The 588-nt window shown below is 49.5% G+C and carries 2 tRNA genes and 2 rRNA genes; all 4 read right to left on the bottom strand.

The features are described from left to right. Positions 1-99, bottom strand: a 23S ribosomal RNA gene (locus PDT38_RS19325); the annotation flags it as partial. 131 nt (positions 100-230) lie between these two features. After that, positions 231-306 (bottom strand) — tRNA-Ala (locus PDT38_RS19320). Between the two features lie 11 nt (positions 307-317). Beyond that, positions 318-394, bottom strand: a tRNA-Ile gene (locus PDT38_RS19315). Positions 395-501: 107 nt separating this feature from the next. Beyond that, positions 502-588 (bottom strand): 16S ribosomal RNA (locus tag PDT38_RS19310); the annotation flags it as partial.

The following is a 588-nucleotide window of genomic DNA, read 5'->3' as shown; positions in this document are numbered from 1 at the left end:
AAGCTTGCTTACAGCTCCCCGAAGCATATCGGTGTTCGTCCCGTCCTTCATCGGCTCCTAGTGCCAAGGCATCCACCGTGCGCCCTTTCTAACTTAACCGTTAAAAAAAGAATCACTACAGTAATGATCGCCGATTAACATCACCACATCCTGTGGTAACATCGGCATGACTTGCATCCTGCAAGCCTTGTGATTGTTTACTTACGTTATCTAGTTTTCAAAGAACACGTTGGTGGAGCCTAGCGGGATCGAACCGCTGACCTCCTGCGTGCAAAGCAGGCGCTCTCCCAGCTGAGCTAAGGCCCCGTAAATAAAGATGGTGGGCCTGAGTGGACTCGAACCACCGACCTCACGCTTATCAGGCGTGCGCTCTAACCAGCTGAGCTACAGGCCCATCTTTTTTATGATAAAAGGAAAAAGAAGTTCCTTCAAAACTAAACAAGATCTTAAACGTACCTGTCTGATAAGACCGAAGGTCCTATCTTCCGTATATATCCTTAGAAAGGAGGTGATCCAGCCGCACCTTCCGATACGGCTACCTTGTTACGACTTCACCCCAATCATCTGTCCCACCTTCGGCGGCTGGCT

It is taken from the genome of Bacillus changyiensis, from assembly GCF_027706145.1.
Classification (GTDB): Bacteria; Bacillota; Bacilli; order Bacillales; family Bacillaceae; genus Bacillus; species Bacillus changyiensis.
Note: the sequence above shows the minus strand (reverse complement) of the source record. Positions and strands in the feature narration are given on the sequence as shown.